The organism is Streptococcus sp. UMB0029, assembly GCF_002871495.1.
Classification (GTDB): domain Bacteria; phylum Bacillota; class Bacilli; order Lactobacillales; family Streptococcaceae; genus Streptococcus.
Genome location: NZ_PNGD01000010.1, coordinates 1 through 17,834 on the forward strand (window position 1 = coordinate 1; position 17,834 = coordinate 17,834).

Genomic DNA, 17,834 nt, shown 5'->3' on the forward strand with positions numbered 1-17,834 from the left:
CTGACACGGAATTCCACTGGTTTTTAGGATTTTTATCAGACTAACTTCCACTTCTACTAACAGCGGAACTTCGTTTGGGAATTTAGCATTTAGCATTTAATTTTAGCAAGTATATATACTTTTTTCCTAATCTTCTATTACTATTAGACAGGAGACACAACAAGACCTCCACTATATCGAGGAGGCCTTGGATAAACTTGGTTATTTAGTAAAAGACTAGAAGATTTTCTTTTCCCAATCGTCTTCTGTACGGCGAGGGTAGAAAAATTCAGACTTGTCAGGAGCTTCCATCATCTCCATCAAAGGTAGCATATCATAAGCCAGATCCAAGTTTGGAATCTGGTCTTTTTGCACCCAAGAAACTTCTCCTTCATCTGAAGAGCGAAGAGTACCAGAGAACTCAGTCGCCTTATAACAAATGACTATATAGCGCCCACCTGTATCTAGTGGCCAATTTTTAATGCCGACAAGTTGAGGATTTTGGATAGTCAATCCTGTTTCTTCATAGATTTCACGAATGACAGACTCTGCGAAAGACTCGCCATTTTCTACATGGCCTCCTGGAAAAGCATAACCAGACCAGCGATTGGTTTCAGGAGAGCGATACTGCATCACCACGCGCTGGGTTTCGAGGTCTTCAATCAGACAAATATTTGTTAAAATCGTTAATTGTGCTCGAGACATACATAGACTCACTTTCTAATTTATTACATTTTCAGAATTGGTACCAGTACCATTAGCTTCTACTTTTTAAAATTATTTAGAATAAAATACCATCCGTTTTTCCTTTATAGGCTTTCCAAGTTCAAGCATCTTTTCTTGTCCATCAAAAGTAAAACCCATTTTTTGATAGAAAGCAATGGCTCGCTTATTATCTTTCAATACCCATAAAAGAATTTCAGAAAAATGATCAAGAGCAGTCAAAGCTGCTTTCATTAACTTTTGTGCGATACCTTTTCCATAATAGTCTTTTAAAACATATAAAGCAATAATTTCACCAGCTTGAATAGTCTCATCACGAAAGTTGCCATAACTGATAAAACCAACTACCTTCACGCCATCTATCGCAATCAATGTATTTTCTGGATACTTTTGACTGAAGAATCGACATCTTTCTAATGTCATCGTCTCCTGAAATTCTGCAGGCAAAAGATCGTCATAAGCCTCTCTCCACGTCTGCCAATGAACGAGGGACTTACCTTCTATCTCTTCAGGAGTTTCCATCTGTTTGATCATAATCGTCATTTATTTTCTTCTCCTTAATTCAACACCATGACTTCCTTTGCTACTTTTTGTAGAAATTTTTGTCTTGTTGAACTTGTATTTACTTCACGGCCTAACTCTCCCAAGATTGAAACCCTCTTTGTTTTTATGCCACAGTGATTCAATACAGCATTCTTTAATACTGATATTCCATAACTATCTGGAATGTTAATCGGACCTGAAAATACTTTGTACCACCAAGTTGGTGCCATGGAGGTTGCATAGATACTAGCTGTTTTTCCTTTTAGTAATTTTTTGAACTGTTTACCTCTCAAGTAGTTCAAAATAAAGCTTCCTCGATTATTTGCAGAGTATGTAATGCCTGGCGTAAAAACACGATCAATCCACCCCTTCAATAGACTAGGCATGCTACTCCACCAAATAGGATAAACAAAAATGAAATGATCTGCCCACTGGATTAATTCTTGAGAGCGTAGAATAAACGGATCGTCCTCCATCCTTTGTCGATAACCATAACGTAAAACAGGATCAAACTCTTCCTCATTAAGATTAATCACTTCAAGTTCATGTCTCTTTGAGTCTATATTTTCTACAATCGTTTGAAAAATTGCTTGACAGTAGCTTTCTTTATCAGGATGTCCATTGATAACTAAAATATTCATAAAATTCCCCTAATCCAAGGCCTTGACTTCCAGCATCATATCACGAATCTGAGCTGCCAGTTCAAAGTCAAGCACTTCGACAGCTTCTTGCATTTGTTTTTCCAGTTTCTTGACTAGTTCTTTGCGCTCTTGCTTGTTGAGGCTGTTGATATCGACTTCCTTGTCCTCTTCCTTAGCAACCGCCTTGGTTACGGCAATCAGGTCTCGGATTTCTTTCTTAATGGTTTGTGGAACGATACCATGTTCTTCATTATAGGCCATCTGGATTTTCCGACGGCGGGCCGTTTCATCAATGGCACGTTGCATAGACTGAGTAACTGTGTCCGCATACATGATGACATGGCCTTCGCTATTACGTGCAGCACGTCCAATGGTCTGGATAAGACCACGTTCATTACGAAGGAAACCTTCCTTGTCAGCATCGAGAATCGCTACGAGGCTCACTTCAGGAACGTCAATCCCTTCACGAAGGAGGTTGATTCCGACCAAGACGTCAAAGACACCCAAGCGCAGGTCACGGATAATCTCTGTCCGCTCTAAAGTCTTGATATCTGAGTGCATATACTTGACCTTGATGCCCATTTCCTTGAAGTAGTCGGTTAAGTCCTCTGCCATTTTCTTGGTCAAAGTGGTGATAAAGGTACGCTCATTCTTCTCAACACGGGCATTGATTTCACCTAAGAGGTCATCAATCTGTCCCATAGTTGGACGTACTTCCACCTCAGGATCCAATAGCCCTGTCGGACGAATGATTTGCTCAATCACGGTCTCGGTCTGTTCATTTTCATAGTCACCTGGTGTCGCTGAAACGTAAACAATCTGATGAACATGACTCTCAAACTCTTCACGACGGAGAGGACGATTGTCCAGAGCAGACGGCAAACGGAAACCATAATTTACCAGCATTTCCTTACGCGAACGGTCACCATTGTACATACCCTTGATCTGCCCCATAGTCATGTGACTCTCGTCAATCATAATTAAGAAATCATCTGGGAAGAAGTCGAGAAGCGTGTAAGGAGGCTCACCCTCACTCCGTCCATCCATGTGACGTGAATAGTTCTCAACCCCGTTGGTATAGCCCATCTCACGCAGCATTTCGATATCATACTCTGTCCGCTGCTTCAAACGCTGAGCTTCAAGTAATTTACCTTCCTTCTCAAAGACAGCTAGTTGCTCTTCTAATTCTGCTTGAATCTTTGCAATGGCAACTTCCATGTGGTCGTCATTGGTCACAAAGTGAGTCGCAGGGAAAATCGCCAAATGATCCACTTCTCCCAACACCTGACCTGTCAGAGCCTCAACCTCACGGATACGGTCAATTTCGTCTCCAAAAAATTCTACTCGAAAGGCATGCTCATCACGGGAAGCTGGGAAAATCTCCACCACATCCCCACGAACACGAAATCTTCCCCGTTGGAAATCAATATCATTGCGTTCAAACTGGATATCTACCAAGTCATTCAAGAGTTTATCACGAGAAATTTCAAGGCCTGGACGGAGACTAACGACGCTATCAGCGTATTCCTTAGGAGAACCCAAACCATAGATACAAGAGACAGAAGCCACGACGATAACATCATTACGCTCCAAAAGAGCTGAAGTCGCTGAGTGGCGGAGTTTGTCAATCTCATCATTGACAGAGCTGTCCTTTTCAATATAGGTATCACTAGAAGGGACATAGGCCTCAGGTTGGTAATAGTCATAGTAGGAAACAAAATACTCAACAGCATTTTCAGGGAAAAATTCCTTAAACTCCCCATAAAGTTGTCCTGCCAGAGTCTTATTGTGGGCAATAACTAGAGTGGGTTTATTGACTTTGGAAATGACCTGACTCATAGTATAGGTCTTCCCTGTTCCAGTCGCCCCCATGAGAATCTGAGCTTTTTCGCCCCCCTCGATATTATCTACCAACTGCTCGATAGCTTGAGGTTGGTCTCCTGATGGTTGATATTTTGATACTAGTTTAAATTGATTATCTGTAATGCGGTTAATCATAAGAATCCTCTCTCGATGTGCTATTCCTATTTTAGCACACTTATATCATTTTCACGAAGAAAAGGACGGAACGAAGTCACATCCTTTCATTTTCTTTCTTTAATTGATGAGCAAGATAGAAAATCAAAAGTAACAAGACTAAACTTGTCATGATAGAACCTTCAATCCCAAAAGAACCACCTGATAGCCAGCCTTGATTGCCTTGTGGTAAAAAGGTCATCAGAGACGTTCCTGATGGTTGACCACTAACTAAAATCCCAAAGAGATTTCCCTGAGCAAAATTCCAGGCGCCATGAATACCTGCTACACCCCAAACTGTATCTGTTTTGAGAAGGTAAAGTGACATGGCAACTCCGAATAAAAAGAGATTCACTAGAGATAGAGGGGTGATACCAGAATTGCCCATATGGAGCAGGGTAAAGAATAGGCTAGATATAAGAACAGCTAGTTTTAGATTGGTTCTTGAGGCCAATTGAGGAAGGAGCCAAGCACGGGCTACCACTTCTTCTGTTGTCCCCTGTAAAATCCAAAATGGGATAGTAAAGACAACAAAAGTAAGTGAATAAGGATTCAATCGAATGGACTCCAAACGATATTGCCCTAAGGCTACTAAAACTAACAAGGTAAGAAGAAAAAGTGCCAGGCCTAGGCCAAATCCTTTAAGAAGATTGCTGAGGAAATTCTCTCTATAAAATCCTAAAGTTCGAATAGGTCTTTTCTCAACTTTTCTAGTCCATCTAAACACAGTGTTAAGAACAAAACCAAAGGCCAGCAATTCTAAAATTAAATGAAAGTCACTTGTTTTATCCATCAAGCTCTGCTGCAAGGTCTGCAAGTAGCTTGCAAGATTTTGACCAGCCTCTCCAAAATTTCTAGCAAGTCCGATGAGAGCTAACAAACTAATACCGTACAGAGTATAAGCCACAAACTCTCCTATGAAGACAAAAACAAAGGCTAACAAGGGACTTGTGTAAATGTTTAAACTCATTTTTGAAGCTTGGAAGTCATTAAATATTCTTTTGTTCTTCATATCCCTGTCCTCTTTTTTTCTATATATATACTATTATTATAGCACTTTATAGTAGCAATTCAAGAAAGAAAAGAAATAACCTATGTTACATTTTCTGACACAAAAATATAAAAATTTGCCTTTTTTTACTTTTTCTGATATAATGGGAAAATATTCGGAAAAGGAGACTAAAAATGAAGAAAAAATTTCTAGCATTTTTGCTAATTTTATTCCCAATTTTCTCATTAGGTATTGTGAAGGCAGAAACGATTAAGATTGTTTCTGATACCGCCTATGCACCTTTTGAGTTTAAAGATTCAGATCAGACTTATAAAGGAATTGATGTTGACATTATCAACAAAGTCGCTGAGATTAAAGGCTGGAACATTCAGATGTCCTATCCTGGATTTGACGCAGCGGTTAATGCGGTTCAAGCTGGTCAAGCTGACGCTATCATGGCAGGGATGACAAAGACGAAAGAACGTGAAAAAGTTTTCACCATGTCTGATACTTACTATGATACAAAAGTTGTCATTGCAACTACAAAGGCACACAAGATTAGCAAGTACGACCAATTGTCTGGTAAAACTGTTGGTGTTAAAAACGGAACAGCCGCTCAACGTTTCCTAGAAACGATTAAAGATAAATACGGCTTTACTATTAAAACATTTGACACTAGTGATTTGATGAACAACAGCTTAAGTGCTGGTGCCATTGATGCTATGATGGATGATAAACCTGTTATCGAGTATGCCATCAACCAAGGTCAAGACCTCCATATCGAAATGGATGGGGAAGCTGTAGGTAGCTTTGCTTTCGGTGTAAAAAAAGGAAGCAAATACGAGCACCTGGTTACTGAATTTAACCAAGCCTTGGCTGAAATGAAAAAAGATGGTAGTCTTGATAAAATCATCAAGAAATGGACTGCTTCATCATCTTCAGCAGTGCCAACTACAACTACTCTAGCAGGCTTAAAAGCTATTCCTGTTAAAGCTAAATACATCATTGCCAGCGATTCTTCTTTTGCACCTTTTGTTTTCCAAAACTCAAGCAACCAATTTACTGGTATTGATATGGAATTGATTAAGGCCATCGCTAAAGACCAAGGTTTTGAAATTGAAATTACCAACCCTGGTTTCGATGCCGCTATTAACGCTGTCCAAGCTGGTCAAGCAGATGGTATCATTGCTGGTATGTCTGTCACAGATGCTCGTAAGGCGACTTTTGATTTCTCAGATTCATACTACACTGCAAACACAATCCTCGGCGTCAAAGAATCAAGCACCATTGCTTCTTATGAAGATTTGAAAGGGAAGACGGTCGGTGTTAAAAACGGAACTGCTTCTCAAACCTTCCTAACAGAAAATCAAAGCAAATACGGTTATCAAATTAAAACCTTCGCTGATGGTTCATCAATGTATGACAGTTTAAATACTGGTGCCATTGATGCCGTTATGGATGATGAACCTGTTCTCAAATATTCTATCAGCCAAGGACAAAAATTGAAAACCCCAATCGCTGGAACTCCAATCGGTGAAACAGCCTTTGCTGTTAAAAAAGGTGCAAATCCAGAATTGATTGAAATGTTCAACAACGGACTTGCAAACCTTAAAGCAAACGGTGAATTTCAAAAGATTCTTGACAAATACCTAGCTAGCGAATCTTCAGCTGCTTCAACAAGCACTGTTGACGAAACAACAATCTGGGGCTTGCTTCAAAACAACTACAAACAACTCCTTAGCGGTCTTGGTATCACTCTTGCTCTAGCTCTTATCTCATTTGCTATTGCCATTGTCATCGGGATTATCTTTGGTATGTTTAGCGTTAGCCCATACAAATCTCTTCGCGTCATCTCTGAGATTTTCGTTGACGTTATTCGTGGTATTCCATTGATGATTCTTGCAGCCTTCATCTTCTGGGGAATTCCAAACTTTATCGAGTCCATCACAGGCCAACAAAGTCCAATTAACGACTTTGTTGCTGGTACCATTGCCCTATCGCTCAATGCAGCTGCTTATATCGCTGAGATTGTTCGTGGTGGTATTCAGGCCGTTCCAGTTGGACAAATGGAAGCCAGCCGAAGCTTGGGGATTTCTTATGGAAAAACCATGCGTAAGATTATCTTGCCACAAGCAACTAAATTGATGTTGCCAAACTTTGTTAACCAATTCGTTATCGCTCTTAAAGATACAACTATCGTATCTGCTATCGGTTTGGTTGAACTCTTCCAAACTGGTAAGATTATCATTGCCCGTAACTACCAAAGTTTCAAGATGTATGCAATCCTTGCTATCTTCTATCTTGTAATTATCACACTTTTGACTAAACTAGCGAAACGCTTAGAAAAGAGGATTCGTTAATGGCAAAATTAAAAATTGATGTAAATGATTTACACAAGCAATATGGAAAAAATAAGGTCCTAAAAGGGATTACAACTAAATTCTACGAAGGAGACGTTGTCTGTATCATCGGGCCTTCAGGTTCTGGTAAGTCAACTTTTCTTCGTAGCCTCAACCTTCTAGAAGAAGTTACGAGCGGTCACATCACTGTGAACGGTTATGACTTAACTGAAAAAACAACCAACGTTGACCACGTCCGTGAAAACATCGGGATGGTTTTCCAACACTTCAACCTCTTCCCTCATATGTCTGTATTGGACAATATTACCTTTGCTCCTATTGAACACAAACGAATGACCAAAGAAGAAGCTGAGAAATTGGGAATGGAATTGCTTGAAAAGGTTGGTCTAGCAGATAAAGCTAATGCTAACCCAGATAGCCTATCAGGTGGTCAAAAACAACGTGTGGCCATCGCTCGTGGACTAGCAATGAATCCAGACATCATGCTCTTTGATGAACCAACTTCTGCCCTTGACCCTGAAATGGTCGGAGACGTACTAAACGTTATGAAAGACTTGGCTAAACAAGGTATGACCATGATTATCGTAACCCATGAGATGGGGTTTGCTCGTCAGGTTGCTAACCGCGTTATCTTTACTGCAGATGGTGAATTCCTTGAAGACGGAACACCTGATCAAATCTTTGACAACCCACAACACCCACGTCTGAAAGATTTCTTGGACAAGGTCTTAAACGTCTAAACTCAAACTGTAAGGATTTCCTTGCAGTTTTTTTCTATCTCGTATTGGATTTTTTGATTTTTAGGAAAATTATGTTAGAATTAAGTTTATGAAATGAGATTTCCTCATACCTAGCAAGACTAGGAATAAAAATAGAAATTAGGTAGCTAGATGTCATCTAAGGTTATTGTTACAATTTTCGGTGCGAGTGGAGACCTGGCTAAACGCAAGCTCTACCCTTCCCTATTTAGACTATATAAATCCGGCAATCTTTCCGAGCACTTTGCCGTTATTGGAACTGCTCGTCGTCCTTGGAGCAAGGAATATTTTGAATCTGTTGTAGTCGAATCTATCCTTGATTTGGCAGATAGTACCGAACAGGCTCAGGAATTCGCTAGTCACTTCTACTATCAAAGTCATGATGTCAATGATACAGAACACTACATTGCTCTACGTCAATTGCAGGCTGAATTAAATGACAAGTACCAAGCTGAACACAACAAGCTCTTCTTCTTGTCTATGGCACCTCAGTTCTTTGGAACCATTGCTAAGCACCTCAAGTCTGAAAACATTGTGGACGGTAAAGGTTTTGAACGTTTAATCGTTGAGAAGCCATTTGGTACAGATTACGCAACTGCAAGCAAGTTAAATGATGAACTCCTAGCGACATTTGACGAAGAACAAATTTTCCGTATTGACCATTATCTTGGTAAGGAAATGATCCAAAGTATCTTTGCAGTTCGCTTTGCAAACTTGATTTTTGAAAACGTTTGGAACAAGGACTTTATCGACAATGTTCAAATTACCTTTGCGGAGCGCTTGGGTGTAGAAGAGCGTGGTGGCTACTATGACCAATCTGGTGCCCTCCGTGACATGGTACAAAACCATACACTCCAACTGCTTTCCCTCCTTGCAATGGACAAACCAGCAAGTTTCACAAAAGATGAAATTCGTGCTGAAAAGATTAAGGTCTTTAAAAACCTCTATCATCCAACTGATGAAGAACTTAAAGAACACTTTATCCGTGGTCAATACCGTTCTGGTAAGATTGATGGCATGAAATACATTTCTTATCGTAGCGAGCCAAATGTAAATCCAGAATCAACAACTGAAACCTTTGCATCTGGTGCTTTCTTTGTAGACAGCGATCGCTTCCATGGTGTTCCTTTCTTCTTCCGTACTGGTAAACGTCTGACTGAAAAAGGAACTCATGTCAACATCGTCTTTAAACAAATGGACTCTATCTTTGGAGAACCACTTGCTCCAAACATTTTGACCATCTATATCCAACCAACAGAAGGCTTCTCTCTTAGCCTAAATGGGAAGCAAGTAGGAGAAGAATTTAACTTGGCTCCTAACTCACTGGATTACCGTACAGACGCGACCGCAACTGGTGCTTCTCCAGAACCATACGAGAAATTGATTTATGATGTCTTAAATAACAACTCAACTAACTTTAGCCACTGGGATGAAGTTGGTGCGTCATGGAAATTGATTGACCGTATCGAAGAGCTCTGGGCTGAAAATGGTGCCCCACTTTATGATTATAAAGCTGGAAGCATGGGACCTCAAGCCAGCTTTGACTTACTTGAAAAATTCGGTGCCAAATGGACTTGGCAACCAGATATCGCCTATCGTCAAGATGGTCGTTTAGAATCATGACCACCCGTCAAATAGGTGGCTTGCACTAGGGCTATAAGCCCAAATTACCAGCCAGCGCCTAAAGACGCTGGCTTTCACGTTGTTCAAACCTTATTGCTCTTGACTCGTCACTTGCCTCTTAATACTCAATGAAAATCAAAAAGCAAACTAGGAAACTGGCCGCAGGTTGCTCAAAACACTGTTTTGAGGTTGTAGATAAGACTGACGAAGTCAGTCACATATATACGGCAAGGCAATGTTGACGTGGTTTGAAGAGATTTTCGAAGAGTATAAAGAGGCTTTAGTATTACTTACCACTATCCCTAAAGGGATCCTCATATTCTTTTACACTCAATTTATCTAGTGCTATATCATGCTTTACTCGTTCTCAAATTTTCATACTCGTGAAGAAATCATCCACTGGATAATTTCTTTAATCTTGAATATATTTCTTAATTGTGGCTTCATTGAGTCCCACCGTACTTACATAATAACCTTCCGCCCAGAAATGCCGATTCCCAAACTTGTACTTGAGATTGGCGTGTTTGTCAAACATCATGAGTGCACTTTTACCTTTTAAATCCCCCATGAAACTTGAAACACTTATCCTCGGTGGAATACTGACTAACATATGTACATGGTCTGGCATTAAGTGACCCTCGATAATTTCAACTCCTTTATAACTACACAAGCGATGAAATATTTCGCCTAAACTACTTCGATATTGATTATAGATGACTTTTCGTCTATACTTAGGGGTGAACACAATGTGATAGAACAGTGCCACTTTGTGTGCGATAAACTATGAGCCTTTTGTGCCATATTTTTCTCCTTTCGCTTTACAATTGGCTTGGACACCTTTATTGTATCGCGTTCGGAGTTTTTTGGGTATAACCTTCGACGCGCACCCGCATAGCGGGTGGTTTTTTTGTCTCGCACCTAACGGAGCGAGACGGACTAATAGTCACATAAATAAAAACGGGAGAACTGACGCATCAGTCCCTCCTAGACATAAACAAGTGTGCCCGTTTACTGAAGATATTAGATCATCATGCTACGCAACAAATTGTTGCCTGAAAATTCTTGAAATTTATTTTGATGCGAGTATAATAAGAATTAAATTAACATAAGGGAGGCATACGCCTATGATTGGTGACTTTCTAAAGCAACGTAGATTAGCAATGGGGTTTACTCAAGAATTTGTAGCAAATCAATTAAAACTAAGCCGACAGGCTATTTCAAATTGGGAAAATGACTCTCGTGATATCAATGTTAGAGACTTAATAGCTTATGCAAAGCTACTAGAAATATCCTTCGAAGATTTAGAAGTTAGTTTAAATCAACCAAGTGCTTTAACTAAAGAAAGCATATCTAAAATATCAGATGGCGTTGTACCCAAGCATTTTAATTTAAAATTACAAAGACAAGAGCAGACTGAAGCTACCAGCACTCAAAAGCTTCACGTCAAAATCGAAGGAGATAAAGTTATCGGCGTTCATATTCTATTATCTTGCTTATTTTTGAATAAAAACAAGTTAATAATTAGAAACTGCCCTACTGCCTTTGATTTTCTAAATATACTCTATGAATTTGGAAAGAATGAGTGGTCTGATTCTTTCACCTATGAAGATACTATCGAGGTTAGCTCTAAAAGGATGCCTACAGATATTACATCTCTCAATAAAATTAGTAGAGCTAGCATTGGTACTATAACAGCTTTGACTTATCGATATCACCATCTTTTATTTGCATTTCCTGGAGGAGACGATTTTTGTTTCAGACCTATTGACTTACACCTTGATATTCTCTCCACCGTAGCGAGCTATACCTATCAAGAAGAGAATAAAATCTTTTATTCTGAGAAGAATGACTTGCTAAATAAAAACATATCCTTAAATTGTTACGCAGATGGTAGCAAGAGTGTGGGAGCTTTTTTCAACGCTATTAGCTTGGCTTACTTTTATCCAAACGAAATTCGAATCAACGGTCTATCACCAGACCCTACTGTGTCCTATCTCATTACATTACTAGAGTCTTCAACTAATCGTACAGTGCAATATCTAACATCTGATAAAATTGTCATTTCCAAAGTAGATTCTATTGAAATTAAAGATGCAGAAATCACATTACCTCCCGATATGTCTATGCTTGTATCCTATGTCTTGCTATTCTGGGATGAGTTAGAAAATACCATTTTTGACAATGTATTTATCAGAGATATTCCTCAAAGTTACATTGACCTTTTTACAAAATTAGGACTAAATATCATTGAAGACAAACACACAATTCAGTTCAAAAAAGCATCTCAAATAGAGTCCGAGTACTTTGAATTTTTACGTTTAGGTGCTGCACCATTTATTACAAGTGATTTAGGTCCTATTCTATCAGAATTTTTAGCCTTTCACAATATATCATCCATCCTATTTGATGAAGTATTTATTCAAAGAACCAATCATATTGCAGAATTACACAAATTGGGAATTAGAATAAAAGTTTTGAGTAACGGTGCATTAAAAACACAAGACAAACTATTAGATATTGACACAAATTTAAAAATGTATCATTTAAATGATACATGTGCAGGTATGGCTATCTTGATGGGAATCATTCAAGTTCATCTTGATAAAGTGATGCTATCAAATTTTGACACTGTTCTTCACGGATTCGGAAACATACAAAAGGTATTATGTTCATTAGGATATAAAGGAGAGATTTATGGATAACCTACACTTTTACTCATTAAAGAAATCTACGAAATTTCTGACATATCTTCCCAAGACAACTTGTTTCTTAGGTGCATGCACTGCTCAAAATCTAGCCCTTGGAATTGACTATTTTTCCAACAGTCAAATTAAAACTTTTTCTCCTTATGATACCATTTTTAATGCACCATCCTTACTAAAGGATTTAGAAATCATTGCATTTGAATTGAATCATCATATCTCGATAGATACCAAACAAAAAGTATTTTATGATGAAGTTCGTTTTTGGAATCGTTCAGAGAGTTTTAAAAAGGTCATAAACGAAAATTTACAGATTGATACTTGTGTTAAGAGAGCAATAACTGAATCAGATTTACTAATCGTCTCTCTCGGATCCGTTGAAATGTGGTCTAAGTCTAAACACGTAATGAACATAATTCCAAGAAATCAGTTTTTCAACCCAGAGATTAAAAATGTTTATCTATCCTCCGACGATATTCTTAACTTTTCTAAGGAAATTATGCGAATCGTGCACCTTATCAATCCTGACATTAAGATTCAATTTTCAATCCCCTATGTACTTCTTAAAGCTTCTGAAAAGTTTCATAATCTTCATCTAGCTACAACTGAAAATTATCGGATTATCAAAGATGCTATTATGAAATTAGGGTACGACTATTACTTTCCTGAATATGAACTATTCAAATACTATGTCGAAAAAAATAATCATCCTTTCCAAGAAGATGGGAGACATCCCTCTGTCAAGCTAATTGCAGATATATCTAAACACATTGTAAAAGAAATTAACAAGGATTATCTATTAGATACACCCAACAAACCATTTGCAATCAACAAAGTCGATAGCCGAGGTAAAATCAATGGTAAAGAATACTTATAGTGACGATTTACAACGTATCTTTAAAGCTCAGACTCTCCCATCATCGCCTTTGATAAGAGAAGAAAAGAACTTATTTACTTTTTCACCAATTCAAGATGAGCTAGAGTATTTTAAAGAAAAGAAAGATGGTTTATATGTAAAAGAACAAGTTTGTTTCCGAAATGTCTACCCTGCTAACTTAGTAAACCCTATCTCTACCCCATGCCAAACGTTAATTAGTTTATTTTCATTCTATGAAGAGAAATATGGACAAATTATTGAAACTTTTATTACTAAGTTTTTAAATAAATGGATTCCTTTTGATGATATTTACATTATCTGTCCCAAAATTACTGATGCTCTTGAGCAACTGTACAAAGTTACCAACCATATTATCGAAATTGATAAAGAACGTCTACGATGTGATGTTCCCTTGTCTGGAAATCACTACTACATTAAAATTTGCGTCCAATACCATAACGGTCTAGTGACTCTGGCAAATTTTGTGCTGATAAATTATCAAGGAGGACTTCAATCACAAATAGACAGTGTTCTTTTCCCTTTAAGATTAGATATGATTCGTGAACAAGCGAAATCTATTTACGAGTCGCAAAATTTTCTAGCCACCTACAATAAGTTATATAAATTTTCTAGTAGTCATGAACTGACGCATTTTTTCATCAGTCAACTAGAAGCTTTAACCATTTTATTCCCGGAAATTGGAACATTTGGCAATCATAGACACAGCTATGCCCTAAAAAAACTAGCTAGAGAAATCTTTTTGGAATGTGATATTCATAATATCTCACTAGAGGACGTCTTAAATGAGTTTTCAACGATTAAAATCGAATTGCTAAAACAGTACAAGGAATATTCTCGGAATATCAATAAAGCATTAAAGAAAGTCAAAAAGAGTAGGGATACAATGGGGGCAGATTATGCCTATCAGACATTAGCTATTCCTTATAAACTCTACAAAAATCAGATTGATCCCACTTACAAACTACCTGAGTTGCCGAGCAACTTTGCTTATTATAGAGATTCGCATAAAAACCTCTATCAAAATCCAATAGAAAGTTATAAATAATCATGGCAAAATTACTTATCTTACACCCCTATCGTGAAACTTACACCGATATTTACTCTTGTCTTTCCAAAAATCATCACTATACACTCCTGATTGATGATAGCAAAGTAGAATCATTTGAAACGAATAAACCAACCAATGTCACTCTAGTTACTACCCAACATTATCCTGAAAAGAGAAAAGAAACCTCACAAGGAATCCTACAACAATCTCATTTCGATGCGATTGTTGCTTTAGATGAGTTTGATATGGTATTGGCTGCAGAATTACGAGAACAATTTCATATTAAGGGTCAATCAGTCAGTCAAGCTAAAACTTTCCGTGATAAAGACAAAATGACACAGAAAGTCAGTGAACTAGGTTTTAAAATCCCCCATTCTTGGAAAATATCATCTTATGCGGAATTGAAAAACTTTTTCAAACAACATGGAGATATTATTCTAAAACCTTTGGATGGAGCTGGTTCTGTTGACACTTTCCACTTAAAAAGTGATAACGACTTAAGTCCTTTTGATTCCGATAACTTTTGGGGAGATAAGACTGTATTGGTTCAAGAATATATTTATTCAGATGTTTATCACATAGATGGATTTGTATCGCATGGAAATATCATTTATTGTGAACCGTCCCAATATATCTTCAATCCCTTGCTAATTAAAGAAGGAATTTCAGCTGCGGGAGTTTCCTTGGATCACACTTCAAAACATTTCAAAAAACTTGTTGATTACGCCTCTGAACTGTCTAAAAAACTCTACCCAGACGGAACATTTCTTTTTCACTTAGAGGTGTTTTACGATGGACACGAAATCATTTTTTTGGAAATTGCTTCACGCATTGGTGGTGCACGGATTCGTCAAAATCTACAATATAAACTGACCTACAATCCACTTGAGCTTCTCTTGACAGCCATCTGTAATGACACCTTAACCATACTTCCAACCGTATTTCCAGTTACTGGCTGGCTCCTAACTGCCAAAAAGGAAGGAGTCATCCAACAACTCCCAGAACTAACGGAAACGATAAAAGAACAGTATTCTATCTTTGACTATATTACTTACACGCAAATTGGTAAACAGTTGCATTCTGCTTTTCACAGTGCAGATGCTGTTGTCGGTTTTTCTTGTCATGGTTCAACATTCCGAGAAACAAAAAACAATCTCTTAGGAGCTGAGACTTGGGTGTTAGAAAACACGAGGTATAAGAAATGAAATATTTTATTTATCGCTTTTCTCCTGCAAGTATTGGTATTAAAGCAAAAGAAAATTTAGGTATTATCTGTCCTAGCAGACAAGAAAAAAATTATCTTTCAGTTGGATTTTTAAAGAACCAAATTTTTTGTATAGATGATTTTAGCCAAATTAATCTACTCTTTTTTTTCAAAGATATACAGAACATAGAGGATATTTTCACACTAGATGAAGGACTCATGCATATTGTCGGTATCTTAAAATCGCTTTTTACCTCCGATAAAGAGGCTTGGAAAATCGCTTATACTTATAAAGACAAGAAAATCATGCGCACTCAGCTGAGTGAACAAATCAGTCAGCCTCAACTATTGAACCCAAATGATAGTCTTCCTAATACCTTTCTGATTAAACCTAGATGTGAAGCTTCTGGCAAAGATATTCATATTATCTCTCAAATACCAGAGTATTATACAGCTGAGAATTTTCTTTTAGAAAGTCAGGAACAATTTGATACCATGTTTACTTGTGATGGTATAGCTATTAATGGAAAAATCCAATACTTTTTTACACATGAATATATAGGAAATATCCTAGATATTAAAACAACCTTCATCAATATCGTCCGTACAAACTCTCACTATAATAATCCCCTCTTCATTCAACGATTAAAAACTGAGACCCAAAAAGTATTGGACAGTTTAGGAACTGAGAAAATACATCCTTTCCATGCAGAGTTCTTTTATAACTCCACTACAGATGAGGTAAGCTTTTGTGAAATTGGAAAGCGGTTTGGTGGAGGAAATATTCCTTTGCTTATCAAATGTGCCTTTCAAATTGATATCCTAGATACTTACTGGAACCTTATAAATAGTGTTTCTATACCAGCAGAGATTCCAACATCGCCCAGTAAAATTGCACTGACTTTAGCTATTTTTCAGAATGGCCATCATCAAGCTCCTCCAAAGCTCCCTATCCCTATCGAATTTTTTAGAGAATATCCTGAAAAGATAAACTGTCCTGCTCATTCACTAGATGATTTACGCTATCTCATCACTACTAGTGTAAAGAATGAGAAGGAATTTACACTCATAAACGAGCTACTTGAGGAATATAAGTATGAACAAAGAGAATAAAAATATCCTACTACTGATTATCAGGGGACAAACAACAAACTTGGGTAATATTATTTTTGATTATGCCAATAAACTATTAATCGCAAATCTTACCGTTCAATCCTCATTCTTTATGATGCTTTATCAGTCTAGCGAATCCATTGTTCGCTTACTATTTAATCTATTTGCAGGATATGTTGCTGATTTTAGCGATAGAAAACGTATGCTCATTCTAACAGATGTGATTGCTGCAATTGCAACTTTCTTACTATTTTTATTTTATAATCCGCAAAATATCTGGATATTGGTTGTTGTCAATATATTACTGGCTATTTTATTTAGTTTTAACGGTCCAGCTTATAAGGCTATTATAAAAGACCTTCTTTCCAGCGATGGAATCTTTACCTATAACTCTATTTCTAAAATAGTGGCTGAGATTGTTGGAGTTGGAGCACCGCTAGCTTCCGTCTTTGTTATCCATCAATTTGGATTTAGATATGGTATGCTGATTAATTCGTTCTCTTTTATTATTTCAGCTTTGTGTGAATATCGTTTTCACATTTTACATCACCATAATACTATCCAATCAAAATTTTTTACTGGATTAAAAGAAGGTTTTACCTACCTCTATGAAGACAAAACACTCCTAACCATTTTAATTTCTTCCGCTTTTCTAAACTTCTTAGATGCGATCTATTCCTTCTATCTTCCATTCACAGCAACGTTTTCTCAATTTCATCAAATTTTTGCCTATATTCTCGTTTCTCAATCTATCGGAAGTATCTTAGGAGCTCTTATCATCAGTCTAAACAAGAAAAAGATTGAACCGAGATACTTTCTTCATTTCTTATTGCCAGGTGCAGTCTCCTTAATACTTATTAATCTTTTTCAGTCCTCGCAAATTATCTTATTGATTCTATTTGCTCTGTTCTCTACAACTGTTTCAATGTTCAATGTGAATTTAATGTCACATCTCCAAGTTTCTATAGATTCCAATTTCTTAGGACGCATTTTTAGCATCATATTCACTATCAGTGGTATCTTTGCTCCTTTCGGAACTATGTTTGCATCATGGATTGATTTTAAAAATTGGCAAATATTTCAATATATAGGTATTGTTCAACTGCTGATTTATATAATCAGTTTACTAGCACTTAATAAGAGTTCCAAAAAAAGTTAAATCATCCAGCTACACAGCACAAAATTTAGGAAGATTATTCAATTCAAAATTGAAAATCTTTTTGAAATAAGCTATA

14 protein-coding genes and 2 pseudogenes are annotated in these 17,834 nt (G+C 37.4%); 10 read left to right on the top strand and 6 right to left on the bottom strand.

Annotated features, from left to right (window positions below; translation table 11 throughout):
* Positions 1-142: 142 nt before the first annotated feature.
* A pseudogene (locus tag CJ239_RS07725) lies at positions 143-220 on the top strand (DNA-binding transcriptional regulator); the annotation flags it as partial.
* On the opposite strand, the gene CJ239_RS07730 reads toward CJ239_RS07725, so the two are convergent.
* From CJ239_RS07730 to CJ239_RS07750, 5 genes are all read right to left on the bottom strand, one after another.
* The gene (locus CJ239_RS07730; RefSeq protein ID WP_102211134.1) at positions 217-684 is read right to left on the bottom strand and encodes an 8-oxo-dGTP diphosphatase; all 468 of its coding nucleotides are present in this window, start codon (positions 682-684) and stop codon (positions 217-219) included. The pseudogene CJ239_RS07725 and the gene CJ239_RS07730 overlap by 4 nt on opposite strands.
* Positions 685-756: 72 nt before the next feature.
* Entirely contained in the window at positions 757-1,245 is a 489-nt protein-coding gene (locus CJ239_RS07735) for a GNAT family N-acetyltransferase (protein WP_102211135.1), read from the bottom strand.
* Between the two features lie 14 nt (positions 1,246-1,259).
* On the bottom strand, positions 1,260-1,886 hold the full coding sequence (locus CJ239_RS07740) for an NAD(P)H-dependent oxidoreductase (protein WP_102211136.1): 627 nt from the start codon (positions 1,884-1,886) through the stop codon (positions 1,260-1,262).
* A gap of 9 nt (positions 1,887-1,895) precedes the next feature.
* Entirely contained in the window at positions 1,896-3,884 is a 1,989-nt protein-coding gene (uvrB, locus tag CJ239_RS07745) for an excinuclease ABC subunit UvrB (RefSeq protein WP_049544180.1), read from the bottom strand.
* Positions 3,885-3,960: 76 nt separating this feature from the next.
* Positions 3,961-4,914: a CPBP family intramembrane glutamic endopeptidase gene (locus CJ239_RS07750; RefSeq protein ID WP_102211137.1), complete on the bottom strand. Its 954-nt coding sequence runs from the start codon at positions 4,912-4,914 to the stop codon at positions 3,961-3,963.
* Positions 4,915-5,087: 173 nt separating this feature from the next.
* Here CJ239_RS07750 and CJ239_RS07755 point away from each other — a divergent pair, with 173 nt between their 5' ends.
* The 3 genes from CJ239_RS07755 to zwf all read left to right on the top strand — a co-directional run bounded on the left by CJ239_RS07755 (position 5,088) and on the right by zwf (position 9,634).
* Positions 5,088-7,253 carry an ABC transporter substrate-binding protein/permease gene (locus CJ239_RS07755; RefSeq protein WP_102211138.1) on the top strand — a complete coding sequence of 722 codons (2,166 nt, stop codon included), beginning with the start codon at positions 5,088-5,090 and terminating at the stop codon, positions 7,251-7,253.
* Entirely contained in the window at positions 7,253-7,993 is a 741-nt protein-coding gene (locus CJ239_RS07760; protein WP_102211139.1) for an amino acid ABC transporter ATP-binding protein, read from the top strand. The genes CJ239_RS07755 and CJ239_RS07760 overlap by 1 nt, the downstream gene beginning before the upstream one ends.
* Positions 7,994-8,143: 150 nt before the next feature.
* The gene (gene zwf, locus CJ239_RS07765) at positions 8,144-9,634 is read left to right on the top strand and encodes a glucose-6-phosphate dehydrogenase (RefSeq protein WP_102211140.1); all 1,491 of its coding nucleotides are present in this window, start codon (positions 8,144-8,146) and stop codon (positions 9,632-9,634) included.
* 286 nt (positions 9,635-9,920) lie between these two features.
* On the opposite strand, the pseudogene tnpA reads toward zwf, so the two are convergent.
* A pseudogene (gene tnpA, locus CJ239_RS07780) lies at positions 9,921-10,435 on the bottom strand (IS200/IS605 family transposase).
* A 323-nt stretch (positions 10,436-10,758) separates the two neighbouring features.
* On the opposite strand from tnpA, the gene CJ239_RS07785 reads away from it, so the two are divergent.
* From CJ239_RS07785 to CJ239_RS07810, 6 genes are read left to right on the top strand one after another with little or no spacing between them, the layout of a single operon-like run.
* Positions 10,759-12,336, top strand: a complete 1,578-nt coding sequence (locus CJ239_RS07785) for a helix-turn-helix domain-containing protein (protein ID WP_102211142.1) — start codon at positions 10,759-10,761, stop codon at positions 12,334-12,336.
* Positions 12,329-13,213, top strand: a complete 885-nt coding sequence (locus CJ239_RS07790) for a GSCFA domain-containing protein (protein WP_102211143.1) — start codon at positions 12,329-12,331, stop codon at positions 13,211-13,213. Before CJ239_RS07785 ends, CJ239_RS07790 begins: the two co-directional genes overlap by 8 nt.
* On the top strand, positions 13,194-14,279 hold the full coding sequence (locus tag CJ239_RS07795; protein ID WP_102211144.1) for a hypothetical protein: 1,086 nt from the start codon (positions 13,194-13,196) through the stop codon (positions 14,277-14,279). The genes CJ239_RS07790 and CJ239_RS07795 overlap by 20 nt, the downstream gene beginning before the upstream one ends.
* A 2-nt stretch (positions 14,280-14,281) precedes the next feature.
* Positions 14,282-15,487 (top strand): acetyl-CoA carboxylase biotin carboxylase subunit family protein, encoded by a 1,206-nt coding sequence (locus tag CJ239_RS07800; RefSeq protein ID WP_102211145.1) that lies wholly within the window; start codon positions 14,282-14,284, stop codon positions 15,485-15,487.
* Entirely contained in the window at positions 15,484-16,599 is a 1,116-nt protein-coding gene (locus CJ239_RS07805; protein ID WP_102211146.1) for a biotin carboxylase, read from the top strand. The genes CJ239_RS07800 and CJ239_RS07805 overlap by 4 nt, the downstream gene beginning before the upstream one ends.
* Positions 16,583-17,758, top strand: coding sequence for an MFS transporter (locus CJ239_RS07810; protein WP_102211147.1), 1,176 nt, complete (start codon positions 16,583-16,585; stop codon positions 17,756-17,758). Before CJ239_RS07805 ends, CJ239_RS07810 begins: the two co-directional genes overlap by 17 nt.
* The last annotated feature ends 76 nt before the right edge of the window (positions 17,759-17,834 follow it).